The sequence below is a fragment of the uncultured Roseobacter sp. genome, from assembly GCF_947499265.1.
Taxonomy (GTDB): domain Bacteria; phylum Pseudomonadota; class Alphaproteobacteria; order Rhodobacterales; family Rhodobacteraceae; genus Roseobacter.
In genome coordinates this window covers 625,379-647,550 of the sequence record NZ_CANMNK010000002.1, presented here as the reverse complement: position 1 = coordinate 647,550, position 22,172 = coordinate 625,379, and the positions used below count along the sequence as shown (strand labels likewise).

Here is a 22,172-nt window from a genome sequence, read left to right as displayed (position 1 = left end):
GTTTTTTTCCGCGCTCTTTTGCGGATTTTGGTCGCGTGGGCAGCGATTCTCTGGGTCAATGCCGCGGTTGCTGAACCGCAACACGGGATATCTATGTATGGGTCCCCGGCATTGCCACCTGATTTTGTGTCTCTGCCCTACGCGCGCCCCGACGCGCCCAAGGGGGGCAGCATCACGCTGGGCAACACCGGCGGGTTTGACAGCCTCAATCCCTTTGTGCGCAAGGGCACCGTTCCCTGGCAGTTGAGCTTTTTCACCCATGAAGCGCTGATGGGCCGTTCCTGGGACGAACCCTTCACCCTTTACGGTCTTTTGGCCGAATCGGTTGAGGTGCCTGAGGACCGCTCCTGGGTCGCTTTCACCCTGCGCGAAGAGGCGCGGTTTTCCGACGGCACGCCCGTAACCGTGGATGATGTGATTTTCTCCTACGAACTGCTCGGCACCGACGGGCACCCGCGCTACCACGGGCTGGGTGACCAGATCGAGAGCATTACCCAGACCGGCCCAAGATCCCTGCGCATCAAGTTCAACACCGACAATCGTGAGCTGGCGCTGCTGGCTGGCATGCGTCCGATCCTCAGCCGTGCCCAATGGGAAGGACGCGATTTTGCCAATGCACAGCTGGCCGACGTGCCCATCGGGACCGGGCCTTACGTCGTGTCCAATTACGAAGCGGGACGTTTTGTGCAATTGACCCGCAATCCGGATTATTGGGGTGCGGAGGTGCCCTTCCGGCGCGGCACCCATAACATCGACAGCATCAAGCTGGATTTCTACGGCGATGCCACCGTCCTTTTCGAGGCTTTCAAGGGCGGTGACATCTCGGCGCTGCGCGAGTTCAACGCCGAAAAATGGGCGACACAGTATAATTTCCCCAGCATCGACCGTGGTGACGTCATCAAGTCGGAAATACCGCATCAGAAACCCTCCGGCATGACCGGTTTTGTGATGAACACGCGCAGGCCCCCCTTTGATGACTGGCGCGTGCGCGAGGCGATGATTCAGGCCTTCAACTTCGAATACATCAACGACACGCTGACCGGCGGCGCGCAGCCGCGGATCACCTCCTATTTCTCCAACTCCGGCCTGGCGATGCAGGATGGGCCCGCAGGGGGCGCGGTGTCTGAATTGCTCACGCCCTTTGCCGCCCAGCTTTTGCCCGGCACCCTGGAGGGCTACGCGCTGCCACAATCCGACGGCTCCGCCCGCAACCGCCAGGGCATCCGGGCGGCCATGGCCTTGCTGGCCGAGGCGGGCTGGGCCCCGCAAGATGGTCAGATGCGCAATGCATCGGGTCAGCCACTGAGGTTCACCATCCTGCTGGCACAAGACAGCAGCGAGAACATCGCCATCGCCGACCTCTATGTCTCCGGCCTGAAGCGGCTTGGTGTCGATGTCGCCATCGAAACAACCGACAGCGCGCAATACACGGCACGCACAAATGAATTTGATTTCGACATGACCTACTACCGACGCGCGCTGTCGCTGTCGCCCGGCAACGAACAGCGGTTTTACTGGGGGTCAGAGGCCGCGGACCAACCGGGATCGCGCAATCTGATGGGGGTCGCGTCACCCGCCGTGGACGGGATGATCGATGCCATGCTGGCCGCCAAGGAGAAGCAGGAATTTGTCGCCGCCGTGCGGGCGCTGGACCGTGTGCTCACCGCCGGGCGCTATGTCGTCCCGTTCTGGCAATTCACCGCCGGTCAGATCGCGCACATCAAGGAAATGAAATACCCCGATGTCCTGCCCATCTATGGCGATGGGCCGAATTTCATGCCGGAAACATGGTGGTACGATCCGAGCTGATCCCCTGGCCTCAGGTCAGCGACGTGACCCAGAGGATATTGGCGTCCTCCTCGCTGACCGACACCACGTTGTGGCCCATGGTCGCGTCGTAATAGGCACTGTCGCCCCGGCGCATTTCGACCGGCTCATAGAATTCGGTGTAGAGCCGGATCACGCCAGTCAGCACGTATAGAAATTCTTCGCCGTCGTGGCGCACCCAACCTTCGAATTCTTCCATTTTCCGCGCCCGTACCCGTGCGCGGTAGGGCAGCATCTGCTTCTTGGTCAAGGTTTCAGCGAGCAACTCATGCTCATAGGTCACCGTTGCCTGGCCTGCGCCCTGTCCGGATTTCGTGACCGCCATACGCCCGTTGATCTGGCCCGCCTGCGGCGGCGTGAAAAGCTGCGGGATCGAGATTTCCAAACCCACAGCCAGCTTTTTCAGCGCGTCATAGGTGGGGGACATCTGGCCGTTTTCGATCTTGCTCAGCGTTGAGCGTGCCAGCCCGGCCTGACTGGCGGCATGTTCCAGTGTCCAGTTCCGTGCCTTGCGCAACTCACGCACGCGCTGGCCAAGGTCCACGGGCGCGCCGTGTTCCTCCGTACCGGTCTGGCGTGCAATCTGGATCAGGGTTTTTGGGTCTGCGTTTGTCATCCTAAAGCTATAAGGCCAAGCAGGCAGGCTTGCAACGCAGGGAGCGTCGCGCTAGCACGCCATCATGCTTTCAGTTTTCGACGAAGGGCCCCCCGCGCCCTGCCCCCGGCCCTTCAACATGGCAGCCTACGTTCTGGCCGCCGCGCACCAAAACCCACAGAAAGACGCGCTGTTGGTCCTCGGTCAGGATGACGTTGAAACATGGACGTTTGCAGCGCTCGAAGCTGCGGTGCGCGGCACTGCCACCGGTTTTCTGGGTCTTGGTCTGAAGCCTGGCGACAAGGTGCTGATGCGGCTGGGCAATACCGTCGATTTTCCCATCGCATATCTGGGCGCGTTGACTGCTGGTCTGGTGCCCATTCCGACCTCCTCCGCACTGACCGAACCTGAAACCGCTAAAATCATCACGGAAATCACGCCTTCGGCGATCTTGCGCGATCCTGCCGTGGCCTGCCCGGAGGACCCGGCGCTCTGCGGCCTGGACCAATTGCGCACGTTCAGGGCGTTGCCGCCAGCAGACTTCCACATGGGGGATCCTGATCGATTGGGCTATATCATCTATACTTCGGGCACTTCGGGTGTGCCGCGCGGCGTGCTGCACGCGCACCGTGCCATCTGGGCGCGGCGCATGATGTTTGACGGCTGGTACGGGCTGACGGCACATGACCGGGTGCTGCACGCCGGCGCATTCAATTGGACCTACACCTTGGGCACCGGTCTGATGGACCCGTGGACGGTCGGTGCCACCGCCTTGATCCCTGCCGCAGGCACCGGAGCCCAAGCCTTACCCGACTTACTCGCAGAGTATCGCGCCACGATATTCGCAGCTGCACCAGGGGTTTACCGCCAACTTCTCAAGAAAAACGCGCCTTTCGAAAGCCGTGCATTGCGCCACGGCCTCAGCGCTGGGGAAAAACTGCCGTCCCGCATCGCCAGGGCCTGGACCGCCCTTACCAGGACGCAGGTTTTCGAAGCCTATGGCATGTCCGAATGCTCGACCTTCATTTCCAGCGCACCGGGTCTGCCGACCTCCGCCGACACGCTGGGGCGACCCCAACCCGGGCGGCGCGTGGCGCTGATGGGCGAGGACGGGCCGGTACCGCTGGGCACCGAAGGCACCATCGCGGTACATCGCGACGATCCCGGCCTGATGCTGGGATACCTTAACGCCCCGGAAGAAACCGCAGCCAAATGGCAGGGAGAGTGGTTCCTGACCGGCGATCAGGGGGTGATGTCCGAGGATGGGCAGATCACCTATCTGGGTCGCAACGACGATATGATGAACGCGGGCGGCTACCGGGTCTCTCCCATCGAGGTCGAATCCGTGCTGACCGCGCGCGCCGATATCACCGCCGTCGCGGTCACGGATGTCGAGATCAAAACCGACGCGCGAGTGATTGCGGCTTTCTACACCGGCCCCGCGGCACTGGACGATCACGAGTTGCACACCTATGTGTCTGATAAGTTGGCACGATATAAACAACCGCGCCTATATGTTCACCTGCCGGAGCTGCCCATGGGGGCCAATGGCAAAATTCTGCGGCGCGCCCTGCGGGCCGGTTTCGAGGCGTCAAAATGACCAACACCATCAAGCTCGACATCATGTCCGACCCGATTTGCCCCTGGTGCTATATCGGCAAGACCCATCTCGACAAGGCGCTGGCCGACACGCCGGATCATCCCTTTGTCATTGAGTGGCACCCGTTTCAACTGAACCCCGACATGCCCCGCGACGGGATGGACCGCCGCGCCTATCTGGAGGGCAAGTTTGGCGGCAAAGAAGGCGCCGTGCGCGCCTATGCGCCCGTGGTGCAACACGCCGAAGCGGCCGGGCTGAAGATCGATTTCGAGGGGATGAAACGCACCCCCAACACGCTGGATGCGCACCGCCTGATCCACTGGGCAGGCATTGAGGGGCGGCAAACAGCCGCCGTTTCCGCATTATTTCAAGCCTATTTCGTCGATGCTCGCGATATCGGCGATCACGATGTACTGGCGGATATTGCCGATGGCATCGAGATGGATGCCGCCGTGGTCCGCAAACTCTTGGCTTCTGATGCGGACGAGGACGACATCCGCAAGCGTGACGCGCACAGCCGATCCATGGGCGTCAATTCCGTCCCGACCTTCATTGTTGCGGGCAAACACGCGGTGCCGGGCGCACAACCGCCTGAGCTATGGGCGAAGGTGATCAGCGAGCTTTCTGCCGCCGCCTGACGGAAATTTTCATCCCCACAGAAGCGCAGGCCGCATTGTGTAAAATTGTGACATTGTTTGTAATACAACTCTGAGTTACACCCGATCAACCGAGGCTCTATTTCGCTTTCGGCTAGGAGTTTTATCGTGTCGGAACCAGTATCACAGCCCGCAATTGGGCGGGTTGAGTTTATTGCCCTGATGGCGATGATGTTTGCCACCATCGCGTTTTCAATCGACGCGATGCTGCCAGCCCTGCCGAACATCGCGCAGGAGCTAACGCCCGACGATCCGACCCGCGCACCGCTGATCATGACCGCATTTGTGCTTGGCATGGGCATCGGGACGTTTTTCACCGGCCCGCTGTCCGATGCCTTCGGGCGCAAGACGGTGATGGTATGTGGTGCTGCGGTCTATATCCTCGCCTCTGCCATCGCCTGGGCCAGCGCCAGTTTCGAGGTGGTCATTGCCGCCCGCATCCTGCAGGGGCTTGGCGCCGCCGGTCCGCGCGTCGTGTCCATCGCCGTCATTCGGGATCTCTTTTCCGGGCGCGAAATGGCCAAGATCGTCTCCATCGTGATGATGATCTTCACGCTGGTGCCCGGGTTTGCCCCCACCCTGGGCTATGTGATCATCACCACAAGCGGCTGGCGCGGCATTTTCATGGCGTTCATCGGTTTCTCCGTGATTTCAGCGGCTTGGCTTATCCTTCGATTACCGGAAACCCTGCCGCGGGAAAACCGTCGCCCGCTCAGAATGCGCCTGCTGCTCGACGCGGTGCGCGACATGTTCACACATCCCATCGTGCGGCTGTCGATCCTTGTGCAGACCCTGTGCATGTCGATGCTGTTCTCGGTCCTGATGCTGATCCAACCGATTTACGAACATGTCTACGACAAGCAGGATACCTTCCACTTCTGGTTCGGTGGCATCGCGCTGGTGTCTGCGGGGGCGAGTTTTCTCAACGCGATGCTGGTGGTGCGTCTGGGCATGCGCCGCCTGATCACCATCGCCCTGTCGATCCAGATCCTGCTCTCTGCCACCGTGCTGGTCCAGAACGAAACCTTCGGCACCAGCAGCTTTGCCGTTTTTGCTTTCTGGCAGGCCTATCTGTTCTTTCAGGCGGGGCTGACCATCGGTAATCTCAACGCCATTGCCATGGAACCGATGGGACATATCGCGGGCATGGCCGCGAGTGTGATCGGTGCCGTCTCAACCGTGTTGGCCGCCGCGATCGCATCGCCCATCGGGCTGCTTTTCGACGGGACGATCCGCCCGCTGGTCGGGGCCATTCTGCTCATGGCGACAATGGCATTTGTGCTGATGCGCTACATGGGACGGATCGAGGCGCGCCTGCCCGCTGAATGATCAGCTGGCTTTCGCCTTCTTCCGGGCCTTTTTCTCTGCCATGACCTTCTCCGCCAGATCGCGGGCGATGGCAAAGGCCCCCTTGATCTTGTCGACATCCGCTTTCCAGTCGCGGCGCACCACGATCTTGTTGTCCTTGACCTTTGCCATGCCGCGCTGGTCCTGAATGAATTCCACCAGACCTTTGGGGGAGGCGAATTTATCGTTGTGAAACTGGATGGTCGCGCCCTTGGGGCCGCCATCCAGCTTGGCGATGCCAGCACGCTTGCACATGGCCTTGATCCGTACCACCAGCATCAGCGTGTTGACCTCACGCGGCAGCTTGCCAAAGCGGTCGATGAGTTCTGCAGCGAACCCTTCCAGTTCGACTTTCGTGCTCAGGCTCGATAGGCGCCGGTAAAGTCCCAGGCGCACGTCCAGATCGGGCACATAATCTTCGGGGATCAGGACCGGCACGCCGAGATTGATCTGTGGCGCCCATTGGTCGTCGGCCTCTGAGAGCCCTTCCATTTCGCCCGCGCGGATCTTGGCAATCGCCTCTTCCAGCATCGACTGATAAAGCTCAAAGCCCACATCCCGCATCTGCCCCGATTGCTCTTCGCCCAGCAGGTTGCCCGCCCCGCGAATGTCGAGGTCCTGGCTCGCCAGCGTGAACCCCGCCCCCAGCGTGTCGAGGCTTGAGAGCACCCGCAGCCGTTTCTCCGCCGTGGCCGTCAGCTTGGCGCGCGGTTTCGTGGTCAGATAGGCATAGGCGCGCGTCTTGGAGCGCCCGACGCGGCCCCGGATCTGATAAAGCTGCGCCAACCCAAACATATCCGCCCGGTGCACCACCATCGTGTTGGCCGTCGGGATATCAAGACCGGATTCGACGATGGTCGTGGCAAGCAGAATGTCGAATTTGCCATCGTAAAAGGCGTTCATGCGGTCATCCAGTTCGCCTGCGGCCATCTGGCCATGGGCCACAACATAGGTCAGTTCAGGGAGTTGTTCCTTCAGAAACTCCTCGATCTCCGGCAGATCGGAAATGCGCGGCACCACGTAAAACGATTGCCCGCCGCGATAATGTTCACGCAAGAGCGCCTCGCGCAGAGTCACCGTATCGAATTCGCTGACATAGGTGCGGATAGCCAACCTATCTACGGGTGGCGTGCCGATGATGCTGAGGTCCCGCACGCCGGTGAGGCTCAGCTGCAGCGTCCGCGGGATCGGTGTGGCGGTGAGCGTCAGCACGTGGATGTCGGTGCGCAGCTGTTTCAGGCGTTCCTTGTGCGTCACGCCAAAATGCTGTTCTTCGTCGATCACCAGCAACCCGAGGTTCTGGAAGCGGATCCCCTTGGCCAGCAGCGCGTGGGTGCCGATCACGATGTCCACAGTGCCGCGCGCCATGCCGTCACGCGTGGCATTGGCCTCCTTGGCCGAAACGAAACGGCTCAGCTGGCGCACGTTGATCGGAAAGCCCCGGAACCGCTCGGCAAAGCTCTTGTAATGCTGCCGTGCCAGCAAGGTCGTCGGCGCGATCACCGCCACCTGCACGCCCGACATGGCCGCAACGAAGGCCGCGCGCATCGCCACCTCGGTCTTGCCAAAGCCCACGTCGCCACAGACCAGCCGGTCCATCGGATTGCCGGAGGTCAGATCGTCGATGACATCGCCAATGGCGCGCAGCTGATCATCGGTTTCCTGATAAGGGAAACGCGCGGAAAACGCGTCCCACATACCGGCGGGCGGCTCCAGCACCGGCGCCTTGCGCAGCGCGCGTTCGGCAGCGACCCGGATCAGCTTGTCGGCAATCTCGCGGATGCGCTCCTTGAGCCGCGCTTTCTTGGCCTGCCACGCGCCGCCGCCCAGCCGGTCAAGCAGCCCCTCTTCATGGCCGTATTTCGAGAGCAGCTCGATGTTCTCCACCGGCAGGTAAAGTTTTGACCCTTCGGCATATTCCAAAAGGATACATTCATGTGCGGCCCCGGCTGCGGTGACAACCTCCAGCCCTTTGTAGCGGCCAATCCCGTGATCCACATGCACGATCAGATCGCCGGGGCTGAGCGATTGTGTCTCCGTCAAGAAATTCTCCGCGCGGCGCTTTTTCTTTGCCCCCCGGATCAGCCGGTCGCCCAGCACGTCCTGCTCCGAGATCACGGTAAGACCGGGCGCTTCGAACCCGTGTTCCAGCGCCCATACCGCCAGATGCAGCCCGCGTTTGCCAATGCGGGTGGCATTTGGCACTGGGATCGCCTCGGCCAGTCCTTCGTCCTCGATCAGCCCGGTCAGACGTTCGCGCGCGCCCTCGGAATAGCTGGCGATCAGCACCGGACCGTCGTCTAATTTGACTTTAATATGTGCCGCCAATGCACCGAAAAGGCTTAAAGATTCCTGCTGACGTTCCGGCGCAAAGTTACGGCCAATCCGCGCGCCGGCATCGGTGACGCCAAGGCCCGTGGGCTGGGGCAATGCCGCGATCTGCAAGACCCGACGCTTGGCTGTAAGCGCCTCCCACGCCGCATCATCCAGATAGAGCCCGTCCGGCGGGCTGGGCTTGTAGACGCTGTCCATCTTGGAGCGGTGCGCCATCGCCAGGCGCCGGGTCTCATACTGATCCGCGATGCTGTCCCACCGCGCCAAACGGATCGGTGTGACCTGATCATCGAGCGTGATCACCGCCTGCGGGACGTAGTCGAAAAGCGTCTCCAACGCCTCGTGGAAAAACGGCAACCAGTGTTCCGCACCCTGATGTTTGCGCCCGGCGCTGATTGCTTCATAGAGCGGATCATCCGTCCCCGCGGCGCCAAATTCGATCCGGTAATTCTGCCGGAACCGCGTGATCGCGGCCTCGTCCAGGATCACTTCGGACACGGGCGCCAATTCAACAACATCGAGCTTTTCGGTGGTCAGCTGTGTGGCGGCATCAAAGCGGCGCGCGCCGTCCAGCACATCGCCAAAGAGATCAAGCCGCACAGGCCCCAGATCACCCGGCGGGAAGATGTCGATGATCCCGCCGCGAATGGCATAGTCGCCGGGTTCCGTGACTGTCGGGCTTTGCACAAACCCCATGCGCACAAGGAAGGTCCGCAGAGCGCCTTCGTCCACCCGGTCGCCGACACGGGCCGAAAACGCCGCATCCTTGAGCGTTGCGCGCGCCGGGACCCGCTGCGTGGCGGCGTTGAGCGTGGTCAGCAGGATGAAGCGGTCCGGCATGCCGTGCACCAGACCCGCCAGCGTCGCCATGCGCTGCGCGGAAATATCCGCATTTGGCGACACCCGGTCGTAGGGCAAGCAGTCCCAGCCGGGAAACACCACCACCGGCATATCGGGGGCAAAAAAGCGCAATGCCGCCTGCAGCGCCGCAAGCCGCTTGTCATCGCGCGCCACATGCAGGATCGGCCCGTCCTGACGTGCCAGTTCCGACAGCAGAAACTGCGCGTCAAACCCTTCGGGCACGCCGGAGACGGTGATATGCGTTTGCTCAGCCATGGGCTGCTTCAATTGGCGTTCGGGGCGCCGGTGTCAACCGCCCAATGGACCCACGGCGAGGTTTTGATACATCCCCCAAAGGGCCGTTACAAAAATCGAAATCATACCCGTGATCTGAACATAGAGACGGTGGCGCGTCAGCCTGCGCCGCAACTGCTCGCCACTCGCAGCTTCATGCTGGATCAGGCGCGACGTCGACAGCGAAATCAGACCGACAATCGACATTGGAAACCCCAGTAAAAACAACGCCTGGGCGATCTCGACGCCATAGAAAAACCCCAGCACGCAGAGCCCGGTCAGTAAAAAGCAGCCAAAGCCCAGCAGCCACAGGCCCGATACGCTGGCGATGAAAAGCAGCCGGTTGGTGTTGATCCTCACGAGGTCTTCGAGGTCCTGCTCGGCCTGCCCGCCATTTCTGCGCGCGCGCAGCACCATGTCGTAGGGAACGCCCAGAACCCAATGGCTGGCCGTCGACCAGAGCACGGCCAAAGCGATCCAGAACCACAGGTTCGAGAAGGACCGCATGTCAATTAGTTCGAAGACACTTTGATAGAAACTCAAGGGAAACGCTTTACCTGTTTTGACGCCCCCTCTTAGCCTTGGATTTCGGCAATTCCTACCCTTGGCTTGCGGAAAAATCCGTGGCAAGCATGAAGTGTCACACAAACTGGACACATCGCCCATGCGCCCCACTCAAGCCCCCTTTCCGATGACCCGCCTGCGCCGCACCAGACAAAGCCCGGCCACGCGCGCCCTGACCCGTGAAAACAGCCTCAGCGTGGATGATTTTATCTGGCCGGTTTTTGTGCGCGCGGGGGACGGGATCGAGGAGCCGATCCCCTCGATGCCCGGTGTCTATCGCCGGTCCGTCGACAAGATCGTCAAGGCGGCGCGCGAGGCCGCAGATCTGGGCATTCCGGCGATTTGCATCTTTCCCTACACCGGGATCGAAGAACGCACCGAGGATTGCGCGGGCGCCTGGGATCCGGAAAACCACGCCAACCGCGCCATTCGCGCGATCAAACAGGCGGTGCCTGAGATCGCGGTGATGACGGATGTGGCGCTCGATACCTACAACATCAACGGGCACGACGGGTTTGTGGAGAACGGCGAAATCGTCAACGACCGCACGATCGAGGCCCTGGTCAAGATGACGCTGGCCCAGGCGGAGGCGGGTGCCGATATTATTGGCCCCTCCGACATGATGGACGGGCGCATTGGCGCCATGCGCAGTGCGCTGGAGACGCATGGCCATCAGAACGTGATGATCCTGAGCTATGCGGCCAAATATGCCTCGGCTTTCTATGGCCCGTTCCGCGATGCGGTGGGGGCCTCGGGCGCGCTGACCGGCGACAAGAAGACCTACCAGATGGATCCGGGCAATTCAGACGAGGCGCTGCGGCTGATCGAACGGGATCTGCGCGAAGGGGCGGACATGGTGATGGTCAAACCCGGCCTGCCCTATCTCGACATCTGCCGCCGGGTGAAAGACACCTTTGGCGCGCCGACCTATGCCTATCAGGTGTCCGGTGAATTCAGCATGATCCAGGCCGCCGCCGAACATGGCTGGATTGATGGCGAAAAGGCCATGATGGAAAGCCTGATGGCGTTCAAACGCGCGGGCTGCGATGGCATTCTGACCTATTTCGCCCCTGCCGCCGCCCGATTGCTGAACTCAAAGCGGTAAGCCGCGCAGCCTGTGACCTTTTCAGTGACAGCGCCACGCAATCGGCGTATGTTCGCGCACAAGTCGGATCAACCGACACACGAGCAACATTTTACAGGCGGATAACATGGAAAATCCAAAACTCTCACGCAGGGTCTTCACCCTTGGCGCGCTTGCGGGCGTATCGGTGACGGCGGCCTGCGGCAATGGCATCGGGTCGCGCGGGGCGGCAACCATCGACGCCCGCGTCGACTCCACGCTGCAGGAAATGTACCGCAGCTTCCCAAACACACGTAATCTGGCGGAGAAGGCCAACGGCATGTTGGTGATGCCCCTGGTGACAGAGGCCGGCTTCGGGTTCGGTGGCGCATACGGGCGCGGCGCGCTGCGCGTGGGCGACGTGACGGTCGATTACTATTCCACCACCCAGCTGTCCGGCGGCTTGCAGATTGGCGGGCAGCAATACTCCCACGTGCTCTTCTTCATGACCGAGGAAGCGCTGACCAATTTCCGGCGCTCGCCGGGCTGGGCCGTGGGGGGCGACGTCAGATATGTGATCTCGGATCAGGGGGACGGGTTCAAGGCGGATTCGACCACCACCTTTGCGCCGGTCCTGGCCGCTGTCTTTGGCCGCGCGGGCCTGCTGGTTGGTGCCACGCTGCAAGGCACCAAATACTCGCGGATCATTCCCTGAGCCGTGAATGCCAAAGCGCCCCCTGCGATCAAGGGGCGCTTTTGGCGTTGCGTCAGCCCGACGCCTGCAAGCGTTTGAAGAGGCTGGATGTATCCCAACGCCCGCCGCCCATTTTCTGGACGTCCTTGTAGAACTGATCCACCAACGCGGTCACCGGCAGGCTTGCGCCGGTCTCATCTGCGGTGGACAGGCAAATCCCAAGATCCTTGCGCATCCAGTCGGTGGCAAACCCGTGGTCGAAATGATCGTCCAGCATGGTTTCATAGCGGTTGTTCATCTGCCAGCTGCCGGCGGCGCCCTGGCTGATCACTTCCACCACCGCACGGCCATCGAGCCCCGCCTTATCGGCAAAATGCAGCGCTTCGCTCAGCCCCTGCACCAGACCGGCGATGGCGATCTGGTTGCACATCTTGGTCATCTGACCCGCGCCACTGTCGCCGATGCGGCGGCAGATCTTAGAGTAAACCTCCATGATCGGCAGCGCGCGTTCATAAGCGCCCGCATCCCCGCCACACATGATCGAAAGCGCAGCGTTTTCAGCACCGGCCTGCCCGCCGGAGATCGGCGCATCGACAAAGCTGACCTGACTGTCATTGGCGGCGGCATAAAGCTCACGCGTCACTGCGGCAGAAACGGTTGTGTGGTCAACAAAGACCGCTCCCGACGCCATGCCGGCAAAAGCCCCGTCCGGCCCCAGACAGACCGATCGCAGATCATCGTCATTACCCACGCAAGCCATGACAAAATCAGCGCCCTCGGCCGCTTCGCGAGGCGTTTTCGCCATCGCGCCCCCATGGGCCGCCACCCAGTCTTCGGCCTTGGACGCGGTGCGGTTGTAGACCGTCACATCGTGGCCCGCTTTTTGCAAATGGCCCGCCATTGGGCCTCCCATGACGCCCAGTCCTAAAAATGCCAGCTTGGCCATATGTTTGCCCTTCTCTTTTTCCGTGTTGCGTTACGCTGTTCTCCTACCTAACAGTCAGAACCCAAGGGTCAACAAAACGTCGGACTTTTCACACGGGGCATGAATGAATCTGATCTTTAGATGGTTGGTGCGGCTGGCGGCCACTCTGGTGGTGATTGTCGTGTTGGGCGTGGTCCTGGTCTACTACCTCGCGTCACGGTCGCTGCCGGACTATGACAAGGTCCTCGAACTGCCCTATCTCACCGCCCCGGTCGAAATCGTGCGCGACAATGCCAATGTGCCGCATATCTTCGGTGAGGCCGATACCGATGTCTTCTACGCGCTTGGCTATGCTCATGCGCAGGACCGGTTGTGGCAGATGACGATGCTGCGCCGCACGGCACAGGGGCGATTGTCCGAAGTCTTTGGCGCCGCAACGGTGAATATCGACAAGCTGATGCGGCGGCTGGATCTTTATGCGCTGGCCGGTGCCTCGGTGGATGCGCAGGACGAACGCACCAACCTGATGCTGCGCGCCTATGCCACCGGTGTGAATGCCCGGCTCGACGAGATCAATGCCAGCGCCCTGGGGCGGGGCGCGCCGGAAATGTTCCTGTTCAACGCGCCGGTCTCGGCCTGGCGGCCATCGGATTCGATTGCGATCATCAAATTGATGGGGCTGCGGCTCTCTGGGCATCTCGATAAGGAGGTGCTGCGGGCGCGGATGTCGCTGGCCTTGCCAGATGCGGAGCGGCTGGCTGATATTCTGCCCGATGCCCCCGGTAGCGGGCTGGCCGCCCTGCCCGAGTATTCGCAGCTTGTGCCGGGGGTGTCCCGGTTTGCGCAGAGCATACCGCTCGACCCGCACCCCTTGTCGCCCTTCCAAAGGCATGCTTTTGCAGGCGCATCAAATGCCTGGGCCGCTGCCCCCTCGCGCTCCGCCTCCGGCGGGACGCTGCTGGCAAATGACCCGCACCTGGGTTTCTCCGCCCCCTCCATCTGGTATCTGGCACGCATGCAGCTGCAATCGGGCAGCATCATCGGCGCGACCATCCCCGGCATGCCCATCGTGCTCAGCGGGCGCAGCGAGGCGCTGGGGTGGGGCCTGACCGCCGCCGGCATGGACGACCAGGACGTTTATGTCGAAGCGCTGAACCCGGACAACCCCGAAGAATACCGCACGCCGGATGGCTACAAGACCTTTGAAAAACGCGGGTCCATCATCAACATCAAGGATTCCACCCCGATCACCATCACCCTGCGCTGGACCGACAATGGCCCGGTGTTGCCGGGCACCCATTACAATCTGGCCAGCATTACACCACCCGGGCATGTCGCCTCCCTCACCTGGACCGTGCTGAGCCCGAACGACACGTCGATGACCGCGGCGATGAAGCTGATGGGGGCGAAATCCGTGCGCGAAGGGGTTGCTGCAGCCGAAGAATACATCGCACCGGCGCAGAACCTGATGCTGGCGGACCGCAATGAGATCGGCATGAAAATGATTGGCGCGATGCCCCGTCGGGATGCGCGCCACCAGAGCCAGGGCCGCCTGCCCAGCCCCGGCTGGATCGAGTCCAACCGCTGGCAGGGGCGCTTGCCCTACGCCGCCAACCCGGAATTCATTGCCCCCAACGGCGGGATATTGGGCAATACCAACAACAAGCTTGTAGACCGCCCCTTTCCCAACCACGTCTCCTTTGACTGGGAGGACACGCAACGGGTGCAGCGGTGGCAACGCCTGATGCAGGCCCGTGAAGTCCATACCCGCGACAGTTTCATCGAGGCGCAACTGGACACGGTGAGCTTCACCGCACGCTCGCTTTTGCCGCTGATCGGTGCCGAGCTGTGGTTTACCGGCGAGGCCGCCCCTGACGGCACGCCCCTGCGGCAACGCCAGCGGGCCCTGACCCTGCTCGCAGGGTGGTCAGGTGAGATGAACGAACACATGCCCGAGCCGCTGATCTATGCGGCATGGCTGCGCAGCCTGCAGGACCGCATGGTGCGGGATGAGCTGGGACCGCTGGCCAGCGAGCTGACCCATGTGGAGCCACTGTTCATCGAACGGGCCTTTCGCGACATCGACGGGGCCTCGGTGTGGTGTGACGTGATCCAATCCGCGCCGGTGGAAACCTGCGCCGACATGGCGCGGCTGGCCTTGGATGATGCACTTATCTGGATTGAGGAGACCTGGGGGCCACAGCTAGAATCCCTGCGCTGGGGCGACGCGCATCAGGCCACGCATGATCACGCGGCCCTGGGTAGTATTCCGATCCTGCGGTTTTTCGTGAACATCCGGCAATCAACCAACGGCGGCGACAACACGCTGCAGCGCGGGTTGACCAGCGGGCGGGGCGAAAACCCCTTCCACAACGTGCATGGCGCGGCCTATCGCGGGGTCTATGATTTTGCCGACCCGGACAGCTCCGTCTTCATCACCTCAACCGGCCAGTCGGGTCACTTCCTGTCGCGGCACTATGATGACATGGCGCAGCTTTGGCGGCGCGGCGAATATATTCCGATGTCGCTGGATGAAGGTCTCGCGCGGGCAGCCGCCGTGGGTGTCACTGTGCTGAGACCGCAGCAATAGCCCGATGTCCCGCGTCATCCTGCTCCACAAACCTTTTGGCGTGCTGTCGCAGTTCACTGACAAGGGGACCGAAGGCACGCCGCGCCCAACCTTATCCGCCTTTATCGACGTGCCGGGATTTTACCCTGCCGGGCGGCTGGACAAGGACAGCGAAGGGCTGATGGTGCTCACCGATGATGGTAAGCTGCAGGCGCGCATTGCCAACCCCAGGCATAAGATGGCGAAAACCTATTTGGTGCAGGTCGAGGGCACGCCCGACGCACAGGCACTGGATGCGCTCAGGCGCGGTGTACCCCTAAAGGACGGCATGACAAAACCCGCCGAAGCTAGTCAGATTGACCCGCCTGATCCCTTGTGGCCGCGCGATCCCCCGGTACGATTCCGCAAAACCGTACCCGATGCCTGGCTGCAGATCACCCTCCGCGAGGGCAAGAACCGTCAGGTCCGGCGCATGACCGCGCATGTCGGTCTGCCGTGCCTACGTCTGATCCGGGTTCAGATCGGGCAGTGGCGGCTGAACCAGCTGGCGCCCGGGGCATGGCGTTTTGGCACCGACAACGGCCCCTGAGGCGCGCCGTCAGAGCTTGGCGTATTGCGCTTCCTGCTGCGCGGTCCAGCGCACGGTGATCTCAAAACCTTCATCGGTCTGACGCTCATCTTCGACAAGCTCCTGCGCAAAGAGCCAGGCACGCTTCCTGCCCTCGGCAAAACCCAGCGATAAATCAGCCTCGCGTTTTGCCCCCTGTACCTGGTCGGTGACCGCAGAGAGCAGTTCATCGATCCCCGCGCCCGTGAGCGCCGAGATGGCAAAGACATGATCATCGCGCGCGGCACGGGCCTGCATGGCCTCGGCAGCCTCAGGTGTCATCAGGTCCAGCTTGTTCCAGACCTCAAAGCTGGGTCGCGCCTCTTCCACGCCCAAAGACGCCATGATCTCGCGCACATCCTGCGCCTGCTCTTCGGTTTCGGGGTGCGAAATATCGCGCACGTGGCAGATCACATCCGCCGCCAGCACCTCTTCGAGCGTCGCCCGGAAGGAGGCCACGAGTTCCGTGGGCAGATCGGAGATAAACCCAACCGTATCGGAGAGGATGACCTCAGGCCCATCCGGCAGATGCAACCGCCGCATGGTCGGATCAAGCGTGGCAAAGAGCATGTCCTTGGCCATCACCTCCGCCCCGGTCAGCCGGTTGAAGAGCGTGGATTTCCCGGCGTTGGTATAGCCCACAAGGGCAACAATCGGATAGGGCACCTTGGCGCGGGCGGCCCGGTGCAACGCGCGGGTTTTCACCACCTTTTCCAACTGACGTCGCAAGCGGGTCAGCTGGTCATCGATCGCGCGCCTGTCCGCCTCAATCTGTGTCTCGCCGGGACCGCCGACAAACCCCAGACCACCGCGTTGCCGTTCCAGGTGGGTCCAGGCGCGCACCAGCCGCGTGCGCTGATAGCTGAGCGCAGCCATCTCCACCTGCAGCACGCCTTCCCGGGTCGCCGCACGGTCGCTGAAGATCTCCAGGATCAACCCGGTGCGGTCGAGCAGTTTCACACCCCATGCTTTTTCAAGGTTGCGCTGCTGTACCGGGCTGACCGGGCCATCGACCAGAACCAGCTCAATCTCCTGCGCTTCCAACATCTGTTTGATCTCGGCGATTTTGCCGGAGCCAAAGAGCATGCCCGCGCGCACGGTCTTGAGCGGCACGATCTCGCCGCCCACGACCTCCAGCTCCGGCAGGGCGCGTGCCAGCGACATGGCCTCGGCCAGTGCATGATCGGCCAGGCGACGTTCGGGGTCGGATTTGATGTCAGGATGCAGGACCCAGGCGCGCGTGACCCGCGCTGCCTCGTCATTCTCAATTTGAAATGGCGCTTTGCTCAAGAAGCGTCTTCGCCCTCATACAGGCTGATCGGTTGGCTGGGCATGATGGTCGAAATGGCATGTTTGTAGACGAGCTGAGACTGTCCGTCGCGCCGCAACAGCACGCAGAAATTATCGAACCAGGTGATCACACCTTGCAGCTTCACCCCATTGATCAGGAAGATTGTCACAGGAACTTTAGTCTTGCGTACATGGTTCAGGAACGCATCCTGAAGGTTCTGTCTGTCCGACGCCATTTTAGCACTCGCCTTTTTTCTTGCCGGAGCCCGCAGATCGAGCCCGCCCCTCGCGCCAATTATGAAGCGCTAAACGCGGAGATTCCACCCCAAAAAACAGTCCGTTACGGACCTATCGGCGAAACTCCCCTAGTCCCGCCATAAATCCGGGGTCAAAAGCGCAATAATCGCCAGTGTTTCCAACCGCCCCAGGACCATCGCTGCGCAAAAAACCGCCTTCGCGTAGGGGCTCAGTTGCACCAGCGAAATCGGCGTATCCGCCGCGAAAGTTGTCAGCGGCCCGGTGGTGGACAACCCGGCGATGCTCAGCACCAATGCATCCTCGAAAGACACCCCCAAAAGCGCCAGCAACACGGTCAGAACCGCCAGCGTCAGCGCAAAAAGCATGAAGAATATCCAGGCGATAAACGCCCCGTTGCGTTGCAGCCGCCTGGTGTCCGAGCCAGCGCCGCTGACCGAGGAAGGATGCACCAGCCGTTCCATCTCGCGCAGACCATTGAGATAGAGCGCAAAGACCCGCAGCAATTTTACCCCCCCGGCAGTGGTGGCAACCCCACCCCCGATCAACGCCAGCCCCATGAGGATCAACCCAGGTGTCTCCAGCCCCGACCAAGCCTGGGTCTGTGCCCAATCCGCGCTGGCAAACCCCGTGGTCGTCAGAAACGACATCACGGTGAATACAGAGCCCCAAAGCGCGCGCCAGGCCTGCTCCAGATCATCTTCGGCCGCCACATCCAGGGCCCCCAGCCAGTGGCGCAGAAACAGGATCAGCGGCACGCCGACAATCAGGACGATGCCCAGGCGGAATTCAGGATCCGTGCGCAGCCCGCCCTGCGTCGCGGTGATCGTGTCCGACGAAAACGTCAGACGCGACAGGGCGAAAAACATAAAGAGCAGCATCAGCGCCTCGCCCGTCGCGCCCGATCTGGCAAATTCGGCCCCGCCCACCGGCGAAATGCCCGAGGTGGCCATGACCGACATCGCATGGCTCAGCGCCACAAGAGACGTGTCACCGCTGATCATCAACAGGACCCACAAGAGCACCGTCAGCCCGATATAGATCGGCAGCAGTGCCCCGGTGACGCGCAACAGCCGCTCGCGCGGGTCTGCCCGGTCGATAAGGCTGGAGCGGGCCTCGCGTTGCCCGGGTTCCGCCTGCGCCGTCACCTCGAAACCGCCCAGATTGAGCGGTGCCAGGATCGCAGAGGCGGCAATCCACATCACCGCCCCGCCCATCCAGCCGACCTGGGCTCGCCAAAGGTGCAGCGTACTGTTCAGGCGCTCGGGCTGTTCAAACAGCGTGGCCCCGGTGGTGGTGATGGCGCTGACCATCTCCACATAGGCGTTCAGAAATGTGGTCGTTCCCAAGCCTTCGAAAAAGGGAATGGCCAGAAACGCAGGCAGGAACACGAAAGTCGCAAAAAGCGACATCAAAGACCCCAGCGCGCCATTGCGTTGCCGACGACCGGCATGGGCAATCGCAATCAGGGTAAAGATCGTCAGCCCCAGAATGGCGCAGTAAAAGAACATCCGCGCGGTATCGAGATTGCGCGCCACGCCACCATGCAAAGCAGGCACGAGCATGGAAACAGAGGCGACGCCAAAAATTAGCAAAAACAGCGGCAGGTCCATCAGTTGGACAAATGCGCCGCTGCGTTGCTTGGTATGTGGCGCCTGCGACATGGCTTAGAAAAAGTCGATGGAGACCTGCAACAGCCGCTCCACTTCCGGCACATCACCTGCCAGCGCGAAAATGGCGACGACATCGCCTTCGTCGATCCGGGTGCTGCCAAGCGGGCGGATCACCTCGTCGCCCTTCTTGATGGCCCCCACCAGAACGCCCTCGGGGAAATCAACATCCGATATGCGCTTGCCCGCGAGCGGCGAGGTTGACAGAACCTCCGCCTCGATCACTTCGGCCTCGGCGTCGCCGATGGAATAGACGGCGCGCACCCGACCATGGCGGATATGGCGCAGGATCGAGCTGACGGTGGTGGCGCGCGGATTGATATAGGCGTCGATGCCCAAGGGTGTCATCAACGGCACCAGCGTCGGATCATTGATCAGCGCAATCGTATAGGGGCAACCCTCGGCCTTCGCGCGCACACAGGCCAGCATGTTGGTCTTATCATCATCGGTGATGGCGAGCATGCCATCCGCCCGTGAAATCCCCGCCTCAGCCAAAAGAGCCGCATCCAGCCCGTCGCCATTGAGCACAATGGTGCGCTCCAGCGCTTCCGCGGCCTTTTCAGCACAAATGCGGTTTTTCTCGATCACCTTGGCGCGCACGCGCTTGGCGCGGGCCTCCAGGGTCTGTGCCACGGCCAGCCCCACATTGCCGCCGCCCACCAGCACGACACGTTCCTGCTTGGCGACCCTTTTGCCAAAGATTTCCAGCGTGCGCGGAATGTCATCGACATGGGTGAAGACATAGCAATCGTCGCCGACAAAAAGCTGGTCCTTGGCTTCAGGCGCAAAGAGCGAGCCTTCGCGCCGTACCGCAACCACCGTGGCCCGCAGCGTGGAAAAAAGATCCGTGAGCTGCCGCAAGGGCGTGTTCACCACCGGGCATTCCTCTTCGATGGTGATGCCCATCAGATGCGCCTGCCCGTTCATGAAAATCTCTGTGTCAAAGGCGGCAGGGGCCGACAGCCGTTGCAAGGCGGCGGCGGCAACCTCCTTTTCCGGGCTGATCACCACGTCGATCGGCATATGATCGCGCCGGTAGAGGTCGGAATAGATGGCATCGAGGTAAGAGCGGCTGCGCAGCCGGGCGATCTTGCGGTTGACGCCAAACACCGAATGCGCCACCTGACAGGTGACCATATTGACCTCATCGGAATAAGTCGCGGCGATGACCATCTCGGCATCGCGGGCCCCGGCACGGTCCAGCACATCCGGATAGCTCGCAAACCCAGCGATCCCCTGCACATCCAGCGTATCGGTCGCGCGCCGCACCAGATCGGGGTTGTTGTCGACCACCGTGACATCATTGCGTTCGCCGGAAAGGTGGCGCGCAATCTGCCATCCCACCTGCCCTGCGCCACAGATAATCACCTTCATGCGTATGAGGTCCTTCGAGCCGTTTCGCGACACTCTGAATGGCAGATGGCCCAAGGGGGGTCAATTCAATTGTCCTTGGCCGCAATCCACGCCACAATATCACCATGGTATCTCAGCGACTCTCTTTTGCGGTTTTTGTCGGGGTGATGGCATTGGCCTCCTGCGCACCCTTGTCGATTTATTACAAGGAAGGTGCTGAGGTCTCGCGCCTGCAGACCGATGAGCTTCAATGCGAAATCTCCGCGCTGTCGGATGTGCCGGTCAACAACCAGATCCGGCAGGAGCCACCCATCTTCATTCCCGCGCGCCGCTACTGTGATGGCGCCGGAAACTGCTACATTCGACACGGGCGCTTTGAACGAGGCGACATCTATACCGTGGATGTGAACGCGAACCTGCGCGCGCGCGCTGAGCAGCAGTGCATGCTCGACAAGGGCTATGCCCCGACCACCGTTCCGAATTGCCCCAACACCGTCTTCCGCGCAGCGCCAAAGGCCTCGACCCGGGTGCTGCCCCGCCTGACCCCGCAAAGCTGCGCCATCAAATACCAGGACGGCACCTGGCAAATTGTGAACCAACCGGGCTGATCACGTCGCATTTGGGCTGGAAGTCTGCCGACGCCCTTGTCAAAGCTGCGCCTCATGAACATGACGAATCTCCCCGTGCCCGATCTGCAAAACGCCAAATCTCTGGTGCAACGCCACTACAAGGCGCTGGCCGCGGCGACGCCGGACACGGTCGGTGGTATCCTGCGGCAAAGCCTGCACCCGGAATGCCACTGGTACGGCATGCACCCCTTTCATGAGCAGACAGGGCCTGAAGCGATTGCCGAAACCTTCTGGGTCCCGTTTCTGAGCGCTTTCTCCAGGGTGCAGCGCCGCGAAGACATCTTCTTTGCAGGATTGAATGAAATGGACGGTTTCACAGGTCAATGGACCTGTTCGATGGGCCATCTCATGGGTCTTTTCGATGCGCCGTTTCTGAACATTCCGGCCACCGGCAAGATGGGTTTTCTGCGCTATGCGGAGTTCAACAAGGTCGACGGCGGCCAGATTACGCAAAGCGCGCTCTTTGTGGATCTGCTGCACCTGATGCTGCAGGCGGGCCTCAACCCGCTGCGGGCGCCGCAAACCGGGGTGCACCTTGTCCAGCCCGGCCCGATGACCCATGACGGGCTGCTGCACCAGCCGCAGGACCCCACCGAGGGCACCCGTACCCTGGCACGCATCAATCACATGATTGGCTCCATAGATCACGCGAATGCCGCTAATGAGCCACTGATACCGCAGGAAGAACTGACGCAGGACTGGAATGATGACATGATCTGGTGGGGGCCGGCGGGCATCGGCGCCACCTACACCATCGACAGATACATCGCCCAGCATCAGCAGCCGTTTCGCACCGGCCTCGCCGGACGGGAGTTCAACGGGCATCTCTGCCGCATGGCGGAAGGCACCTATGGCGGCTTTTTCGGCTGGCCCAACCTGACGCTGAGCAACACCGGCGGGTTCATGGGGGTGCCCGTCAATGAGGCCCGCGCCGATATGCGGGTGGTCGACGTCTACCGGCGGGATGGTGACAAACTCGCGGAAAACTGGATTTTCATCGACATGCTGCATTTCCTGAACATGCAGGGGGTCGATGTTCTGGGCGAGTTGACGGGCTGAT

General features: G+C 61.6%; 18 protein-coding genes. 10 read left to right on the top strand and 8 right to left on the bottom strand.

Annotated elements, in window-relative coordinates:
- Positions 1–93 precede the first annotated feature (93 nt).
- Positions 94–1,809 carry an extracellular solute-binding protein gene (locus Q1A63_RS07820; RefSeq protein WP_298970460.1) on the top strand — a complete coding sequence of 572 codons (1,716 nt, stop codon included), beginning with the start codon at positions 94–96 and terminating at the stop codon, positions 1,807–1,809.
- 10 nt (positions 1,810–1,819) lie between these two features.
- On the opposite strand, the gene Q1A63_RS07815 is transcribed toward Q1A63_RS07820, so the two are convergent.
- A complete protein-coding gene (locus tag Q1A63_RS07815) occupies positions 1,820–2,443 on the bottom strand; it encodes an XRE family transcriptional regulator (RefSeq protein ID WP_298969638.1) in 624 nt (207 codons plus the stop codon).
- 64 nt (positions 2,444–2,507) lie between these two features.
- Here Q1A63_RS07815 and Q1A63_RS07810 point away from each other — a divergent pair, with 64 nt between their 5' ends.
- The 3 genes from Q1A63_RS07810 to Q1A63_RS07800 all read left to right on the top strand — a co-directional run bounded on the left by Q1A63_RS07810 (position 2,508) and on the right by Q1A63_RS07800 (position 6,007).
- Positions 2,508–4,022, top strand: coding sequence for a class I adenylate-forming enzyme family protein (locus Q1A63_RS07810; protein WP_299631164.1), 1,515 nt, complete (start codon positions 2,508–2,510; stop codon positions 4,020–4,022).
- Positions 4,019–4,660: a DsbA family oxidoreductase gene (locus Q1A63_RS07805; protein ID WP_298969640.1), complete on the top strand. Its 642-nt coding sequence runs from the start codon at positions 4,019–4,021 to the stop codon at positions 4,658–4,660. Before Q1A63_RS07810 ends, Q1A63_RS07805 begins: the two co-directional genes overlap by 4 nt.
- Positions 4,661–4,840: 180 nt before the next feature.
- A complete protein-coding gene (locus Q1A63_RS07800) occupies positions 4,841–6,007 on the top strand; it encodes an MFS transporter (RefSeq protein ID WP_298970462.1) in 1,167 nt (388 codons plus the stop codon).
- On the opposite strand, the gene mfd is transcribed toward Q1A63_RS07800, so the two are convergent.
- Both mfd and Q1A63_RS07790 read right to left on the bottom strand, forming a co-directional pair.
- Positions 6,008–9,475 carry a transcription-repair coupling factor gene (gene mfd, locus Q1A63_RS07795; protein ID WP_298969641.1) on the bottom strand — a complete coding sequence of 1,156 codons (3,468 nt, stop codon included), beginning with the start codon at positions 9,473–9,475 and terminating at the stop codon, positions 6,008–6,010. It lies immediately after the preceding gene.
- A 33-nt stretch (positions 9,476–9,508) separates the two neighbouring features.
- A complete protein-coding gene (locus Q1A63_RS07790; RefSeq protein WP_298969642.1) occupies positions 9,509–10,036 on the bottom strand; it encodes a component of SufBCD complex in 528 nt (175 codons plus the stop codon).
- Positions 10,037–10,157: 121 nt separating this feature from the next.
- Here Q1A63_RS07790 and hemB point away from each other — a divergent pair, with 121 nt between their 5' ends.
- Both hemB and Q1A63_RS07780 read left to right on the top strand, forming a co-directional pair.
- Positions 10,158–11,162 carry a porphobilinogen synthase gene (gene hemB, locus Q1A63_RS07785; RefSeq protein WP_298969643.1) on the top strand — a complete coding sequence of 335 codons (1,005 nt, stop codon included), beginning with the start codon at positions 10,158–10,160 and terminating at the stop codon, positions 11,160–11,162.
- A gap of 106 nt (positions 11,163–11,268) precedes the next feature.
- A complete protein-coding gene (locus Q1A63_RS07780; protein WP_298969644.1) occupies positions 11,269–11,835 on the top strand; it encodes a YSC84-related protein in 567 nt (188 codons plus the stop codon).
- A gap of 52 nt (positions 11,836–11,887) precedes the next feature.
- On the opposite strand, the gene Q1A63_RS07775 is transcribed toward Q1A63_RS07780, so the two are convergent.
- Positions 11,888–12,760: an NAD(P)-dependent oxidoreductase gene (locus tag Q1A63_RS07775; protein WP_298969645.1), complete on the bottom strand. Its 873-nt coding sequence runs from the start codon at positions 12,758–12,760 to the stop codon at positions 11,888–11,890.
- Positions 12,761–12,863: 103 nt separating this feature from the next.
- Here Q1A63_RS07775 and Q1A63_RS07770 point away from each other — a divergent pair, with 103 nt between their 5' ends.
- Positions 12,864–15,329, top strand: coding sequence for a penicillin acylase family protein (locus tag Q1A63_RS07770; RefSeq protein ID WP_298969646.1), 2,466 nt, complete (start codon positions 12,864–12,866; stop codon positions 15,327–15,329).
- A 4-nt stretch (positions 15,330–15,333) separates the two neighbouring features.
- Positions 15,334–15,897: a pseudouridine synthase gene (locus Q1A63_RS07765; protein ID WP_298969647.1), complete on the top strand. Its 564-nt coding sequence runs from the start codon at positions 15,334–15,336 to the stop codon at positions 15,895–15,897.
- Positions 15,898–15,906: 9 nt separating this feature from the next.
- On the opposite strand, the gene hflX is transcribed toward Q1A63_RS07765, so the two are convergent.
- The 4 genes from hflX to trkA all read right to left on the bottom strand — a co-directional run bounded on the left by hflX (position 15,907) and on the right by trkA (position 20,504).
- On the bottom strand, positions 15,907–17,184 hold the full coding sequence (gene hflX, locus Q1A63_RS07760; protein ID WP_298970463.1) for a GTPase HflX: 1,278 nt from the start codon (positions 17,182–17,184) through the stop codon (positions 15,907–15,909).
- Positions 17,185–17,201: 17 nt separating this feature from the next.
- A complete protein-coding gene (gene hfq, locus Q1A63_RS07755; protein WP_007119530.1) occupies positions 17,202–17,441 on the bottom strand; it encodes an RNA chaperone Hfq in 240 nt (79 codons plus the stop codon).
- A gap of 129 nt (positions 17,442–17,570) precedes the next feature.
- Positions 17,571–19,124 (bottom strand): potassium transporter TrkG, encoded by a 1,554-nt coding sequence (locus Q1A63_RS07750; protein ID WP_298969648.1) that lies wholly within the window; start codon positions 19,122–19,124, stop codon positions 17,571–17,573.
- Between the two features lie 3 nt (positions 19,125–19,127).
- Positions 19,128–20,504, bottom strand: coding sequence for a Trk system potassium transporter TrkA (gene trkA / locus Q1A63_RS07745; protein ID WP_298969649.1), 1,377 nt, complete (start codon positions 20,502–20,504; stop codon positions 19,128–19,130).
- Positions 20,505–20,608: 104 nt separating this feature from the next.
- On the opposite strand from trkA, the gene Q1A63_RS07740 reads away from it, so the two are divergent.
- Both Q1A63_RS07740 and Q1A63_RS07735 read left to right on the top strand, forming a co-directional pair.
- A complete protein-coding gene (locus tag Q1A63_RS07740) occupies positions 20,609–21,091 on the top strand; it encodes a hypothetical protein (protein ID WP_298969650.1) in 483 nt (160 codons plus the stop codon).
- 60 nt (positions 21,092–21,151) lie between these two features.
- Positions 21,152–22,171, top strand: coding sequence for a nuclear transport factor 2 family protein (locus Q1A63_RS07735; RefSeq protein WP_366524295.1), 1,020 nt, complete (start codon positions 21,152–21,154; stop codon positions 22,169–22,171).
- Position 22,172: the final 1 nt, after the last annotated feature.